The following is a 5,447-nucleotide window of genomic DNA, read 5'->3' as shown; positions in this document are numbered from 1 at the left end:
GCTCTCCCTCTTTTCTTCCCTATACATTTCTCGCCTCGCCCACCACCCCTGTCCCCCCCGCCCCTCCCTCAGCCTACTCGGGCGGCGCCCGTCCCCCCCCCCCCCCCCCCCCCCCCCCCCGACACCAACGAAACCGCAAAACAATGACGGGGTCAGTTCTTCGTTTCGCCCCAGGGGTCAAATCCTCACTTCGCTTGACAAGCTTCTTGTAGCTCTCTGGAAATATGCCGTTCATGGAGTGGTCATTGAAGGCGCAAAGCTGAAGGCGGCCTGATTGATGAAAATCGCCTCAATCTCCCGCAGTGGTGCGGGGCAGATCCAGACAGGACAAACCGAAGGGTGAATATGGCGTCACGCGCCGACGAGAAGAAGGGTTTTGTCCTACCGAGCCTCCGCCTACGAAAGAGGGATTTTGGTGCGGCCGATAAAAAGCGGCGACCGTATGTGAGTTTGGACTGGTGGAAGTGCTCCAGTCAGATGTTGAGCTCGAGCCTGGATACTGGATCGATGGGAGTGCCGAACATGCGTTTTTGAACCCGCTTTACATTGACGGCCCATGTGAGTTCACCTGCCGCGACTGCGAGGCGATCAGCCAGGCTCCGGCGCCGTTCCACGCCACCCCACGGGGCTGGGCCGGTCCCGGCCTGCTGGCGATGATCCTGTTCGAGAAGTTCGGCCAGCATCAGCCGCTCAACCGCCAGGCTGAACGCTATGCCCGCGAAGGCGTGCCGCTCAGCCTGTCGACGCTCGCCGATCAGGTCGGCGCCGGCGTCGCGGCGCTGATGCCGCTGTTCAAGCGGCTCGAAGCCCATGTGCTGGCCGCTTCACGTCTGCACGGCGACGACACGACGGTCCCGGTCCTGGCCAAGGGCAAGACCGATACCGGCCGAGTATGGACCTATGTGCGTGATGACCGACCATTCGGTGGCGCCGATCCGCCGGCGGCGGTGTTCTATTATTCGCGCGATCGCCGAGGCGAACATCCCGCGGCGCATCTTGCCGGCTGGAGCGGCATTCTGCAGGCCGATGCCTTTGGTGGTTATGGCGATCTCTATGCGACGGGCCGTCAGCCAGCGCCTATTCTGGAAGCCAGCTGCTGGGCCCACAGCCGGCGCAAAGTGTTCGAGCTGGCCGATATCGAAGCGGCGGCGCGCAAGAAGGCGCACGGCGAGAAGCCCAACCTGGTCTATCCGCTCGCGGTTGAAGGCGTGAAGCGCATCGATGCCCTGTTCGATATCGAGCGCGCGATCAACGCCTGTCGCCGGCCCAACGCCACGCGGTGCGCCAAGAGCGGAGCGCGCCGCTGGTCACCGAGCTCGAGCGCTGGATGATCAAGACGCGCGACAAGCTCTCGCGCGGGCACGACCTGACAAGGCCTTCAACTACATGCTGCGCCGCTGGTCATCCTTCACCCGGTTCCTCGACGATGGGCGGATCTGCCTATCCAACAATGCAGCCGAGCGAGCCCTGCGCGGCATCGCCATCTCGGGGTCATTCTGCCCATGTTGGGCAGGAGGTCGAGGTCCATTACCGTTGGCACCCGTATTTCGGACGCCGGCTTCGCTGCGCAGCGAAGAGCGCGCCAACGGCCGGATCATTCATCTCGTCGTCGCGCCCGGGCATGTCATTACCGCTCCCGCCTGGATGGTCGATCCGGTGACTTGCCCGACAATGGACCTGGGCTCCCCGCGCGTATCGCTTGCCGCGCTGCTTGAGCTTCACAAGCTCTTGATCGAACGCCGTTTCCGGCGAGGCTCTCCGGATGGTTTCACCATCGCGGAGACGCAACATGAGAACCCTGCCACCCCCGACACGATCTCTCGTGGTCGTTCGCCAACTCAGCTTGCCGCTCGACTCGCAGAAGCTGAACGGGCTGAGTTCAGCGCAACGGACCATAGTGATCGCCGGCTCGCCAACGTACTGATGGTGGCCGCCGCCGGCGTGGCAACGGAGGAGGAGAGCTGCGATGACGAGCGGTAATCTGATTCCGACTGCCGTCCTCAAGCGCAAGGCCGTCGTCTATGTGCGTCAGTCCACTCAGGCGCAGGTTCAGCTCAACCTTGAGAGCCAGCGTCGGCAATATGAGCTTGTCGACGTCGCGCGGCGCTGGGGATTCCGCAAAGTAGAGGTGATCGACGAGGATCTGGGACGAACCGCAAGCGGGGCCGTGGAGCGGCCCGGTTTCGAGCGCCTGGTCGACGATCTGTGCACCGGCCAGGTCGGCGCCGTGCTTTGCCTGGAAGCTTCCCGTCTGTCGCGCAACGGGCCGGACTGGCATCGGCTGCTCGAGTTGTGCGGCGAAGTCGATGCACGCGTGATCGATCTGGACGGGATTTACGATCCAGGATTGCCGAACGATCGACTGCTGCTCGGCATGAAGGGCAGCATCAGCGAGTTCGAGCTCGGCGTGCTGCGTGCCCGCATGTACGAGGCCGCCCGCGCCAAGGCACAGCGCGGGGAACTGCGCATCTCCGTGCCCTTCGGCTATGTCTGGCACGGCGATTACGGTCTCGGGTTCGATCCCGACATGCGCCTGCAGGAGACCATTCGCCTGATATTCGCGCGCTTCCGCGAACTCGGCAGTGCGCGCCAGGTCCTGATCTCGATGATCGACGATGGCATGCATTTCCCCAGACCCTCCGACGGCAAGAAGATGGTGTCCTTCGACTCGGTTCCGATCCGCTACCGCAACGTGATCTCGATCCTGAAGAACCCATTCTACGCCGGCGCCTATGTCTATGGTAAAAGCGAGAAGCGCACTGAGATCGTCGATGGCCGCGTTCGCAAGAGCTATGGCCATTACAAGCCGGCTAGCGAGTGGGCGGTGGTGCTCAACGACCATCACGAAGGCTACATCGGATGGAGCGAGTACGAACGGAACCAGGAACTGCTAGCGGCCAACGCTTATGGCAAAGCCGGCGGCGTCAAGTCGGGCCGCGGCGGTCGCGCGCTGCTCCCGGGTCTCATCTCCTGTGGTCGATGCGGGCGAAGACTGGTTGTCATGTATGCCGGACGCGGCCAAGGGTATCCGGTATATCGCTGCGAGCGCGGCAACCTCATGATGGCCCAGGCGCGATGCATGTCGTTCAACGGCTTTCGCACCGACGCGGCGGTGACCCGCGAAGCGCTGGAGGCGGTTGCGCCGATGGCGATCGAAGCGGCGTTGGAGGCTGAACGCATGCAGCTGGAGAGCGAAGCCAAGCGGCGGCAGATGATCGAGATGGACCTGCAGCAGGCGCGCTATGAGGCATCGCTCGCCGAGCGCCGCTATGCCGCTTGCGACCCGGAGAACCGGCTTATTGCGGCCCAGCTCGAGAAGAGTTGGGAAGCCACGCTCAGGCGCGTGGAGACGTGCGAGGCGCGGCTGAGCGAAGTCCAGCGTGTGGAGCCTGTCGACGCGGTTCCGGACTTCACGGGCTTGGCCCAGAATCTCGAGGCCACCTGGAACGCGCCGAGTGTCGACATGCGCTGTCGTCAGCAACTGCTGCGCGCGCTCATCAAGGACATCGTGGCCGATGTCGATGACGATGGGCGCGACGTGATCTTGACCATCCACTGGCACGGAGGCCAGCACTCGCAGGTACGGGTTCGCAAGCCCAAATCCGGAGAGCATGGCCAGCGTACGCCTGAGGAGGCTCTGGCGATCATGCGATCCATGGCAACCCGGTGGTCGGATGCCGAAATCGCTGCCACACTCAACCGCATGGGCATGCAGACCGGTCAGGGAAAGACCTGGACCGCGCGTCGCGTCCAATCGCTGCGCACGGTACACAAGATCAGCGGCTATCGCTCTTCCGACAAGAATGGCGAGTGGCTTACCATGTCGGACGCGGCCGCCCGGCTTGGCGTCTCACACGTCAAAATCCGCCGGTTCATCAGGGATGGCCTATTGCCCGCCGAGCAGGTCATGCGCGGCGCGCCCTACCAGATCCGCGCCAGCGACCTCGAAGACGAACGGATCAAGGCCGATTTGACGCGCAATACTCCGCGTCGCATCCACGACGACAACCAAGAATCGCTGTTTTCCGCCATTTGAAAAGGAGGTGCATAATGAATCGGTCTTCGCTCTCGGCAGAAAGTCCTGGCTGTTCTGCGGTTCCGATCGCGGCGGACAGCGCGCTGCCGTTCTCTACAGCCTGATCGCCAGCGCCAAGTTGAACGACATCGACCCTCAGGCCTGGCTCGCCGATATCCTGGCGCGCATCGCAGCCCACCCAGCACAGCGGATCGATGATTTGCTGCCGTGGAATTGGAGGTCCGCAAAACTGCGGACCCAACCAGCGGCGGCCTGATCATGCAGCGCAATAAGGTGCATCACGTCTACACCGTCGAACGTGTCGCCAGGGACCTCGGCGTCAGCGAAGCGCTCATCCAGGACCTGACCCTAGATCTCGAGCCCGAGGACGGCGTCATCTGGGTCTACGGCGCCAACGATGACGACGGGATCTTGGCCTTCACCGATGAAGGCATCGAGGAGGTCAAACTCCTCCTCGAAGAATATCATCGCATCTCCCCAAAGAAAGCTTGACCCCAGCACTCCGGTGCTCAGGTTCTCCTGGCCGCCGGATGCGCACGTCTGCGGTCTTCACCGGGCTTCACCGGCCCGGTGAAGGCCGGTGAAGCCCGGTGAAGCCCTCGCCGGAGGCGTACGCTTTGGATGGCGTCAAGAATCTTGAAGTCAATGTGATCGAGCTTCAGTGGCGGCATGCTGTTCGACCTTCGTGCTAAGAAAGGCTGGCTTACTGCAGATCTCGGCCTCCGCCGCTTAAGAGCGTGGGCCAGAGTTTTTGGCAGCCGCACGTGGCCTCGGGCCGCCAGTACGGCGGGATCGAGAAGCGAGAGATCTTCGGTGGTCGCATCAGGTGTCGGCAGTTCTTCTTCAATGCCCCTCGCCAGCGTGAATTATGGTTGCGAGCTGCAAATGCGGGCTGGAGGCGGCGTCGGCCGCGCGGAACTCGAACTTGAATTGGGCGGGCTTGGCAATGTCGCTCAAATCAGACACGGGGCTAATCCGCACTGATGCTTCGCGATCGCGACAGCCGAGATTGTTGAAAGCAGCTCCGCCGCTCTTTGCTGGACCTTCAAGCACCCGTTTCACCGCCCACCGCACATGTCTCTAACGATCCGAGACACCTCAAAGATCCGCTCGCCACCGGTAATGCGTTGCTTTCAGGTGGTCTCGGAGTTCATCGCAAGAAGGCCTGCAACTTTAGCGGCTGGCCCTGAAACCATTATAAATTGTGAGCGACCAACGAATTACCCGTGCTACGCTACAGTTTATATAGCGACCTATTGTTTTTATACAGGATCATTCTGGCGCCCTCAACTGCCTCTTCAAAACCAAGACTTCCTCCAACAACGTGCTCGGTGAGCGCCTTTGCGAGGTATCGCTTGCCCCAGCGTCCGGCTAACCAATAGAGCTCGGGAATATGAAATGCGTCACTTGC

At 62.1% G+C, this 5,447-nt stretch carries 2 protein-coding genes and 3 pseudogenes; 4 read left to right on the top strand and 1 reads right to left on the bottom strand.

What is annotated here, in order from left to right; all coding sequences use genetic code 11:
- Positions 1–560: 560 nt before the first annotated feature.
- The 4 genes and pseudogenes from tnpC to NKH99_RS32395 all read left to right on the top strand — a co-directional run.
- Positions 561–1,521, top strand: a pseudogene (tnpC, locus tag NKH99_RS32410) (IS66 family transposase); the annotation flags it as partial.
- A gap of 445 nt (positions 1,522–1,966) precedes the next feature.
- A complete protein-coding gene (locus NKH99_RS32405) occupies positions 1,967–4,036 on the top strand; it encodes a recombinase family protein (protein ID WP_353017924.1) in 2,070 nt (689 codons plus the stop codon).
- A 28-nt stretch (positions 4,037–4,064) separates the two neighbouring features.
- Positions 4,065–4,292 (top strand): annotated as a pseudogene (locus NKH99_RS32400) (transposase domain-containing protein); the annotation flags it as partial.
- A 2-nt stretch (positions 4,293–4,294) separates the two neighbouring features.
- Positions 4,295–4,528 (top strand): hypothetical protein, encoded by a 234-nt coding sequence (locus NKH99_RS32395; protein WP_353017922.1) that lies wholly within the window; start codon positions 4,295–4,297, stop codon positions 4,526–4,528.
- Positions 4,529–4,740: 212 nt separating this feature from the next.
- Here NKH99_RS32395 and NKH99_RS32390 read toward each other — a convergent pair.
- Positions 4,741–5,059: pseudogene (locus NKH99_RS32390) on the bottom strand (glutamine synthetase); the annotation flags it as partial.
- Positions 5,060–5,447 lie beyond the last annotated feature (388 nt).

The sequence above is a fragment of the Mesorhizobium sp. M0854 genome (assembly GCF_040319815.1).
Classification (GTDB): Bacteria; Pseudomonadota; Alphaproteobacteria; order Rhizobiales; family Rhizobiaceae; genus Mesorhizobium.
This window is presented reverse-complemented; position numbering and strand designations above follow the sequence as displayed.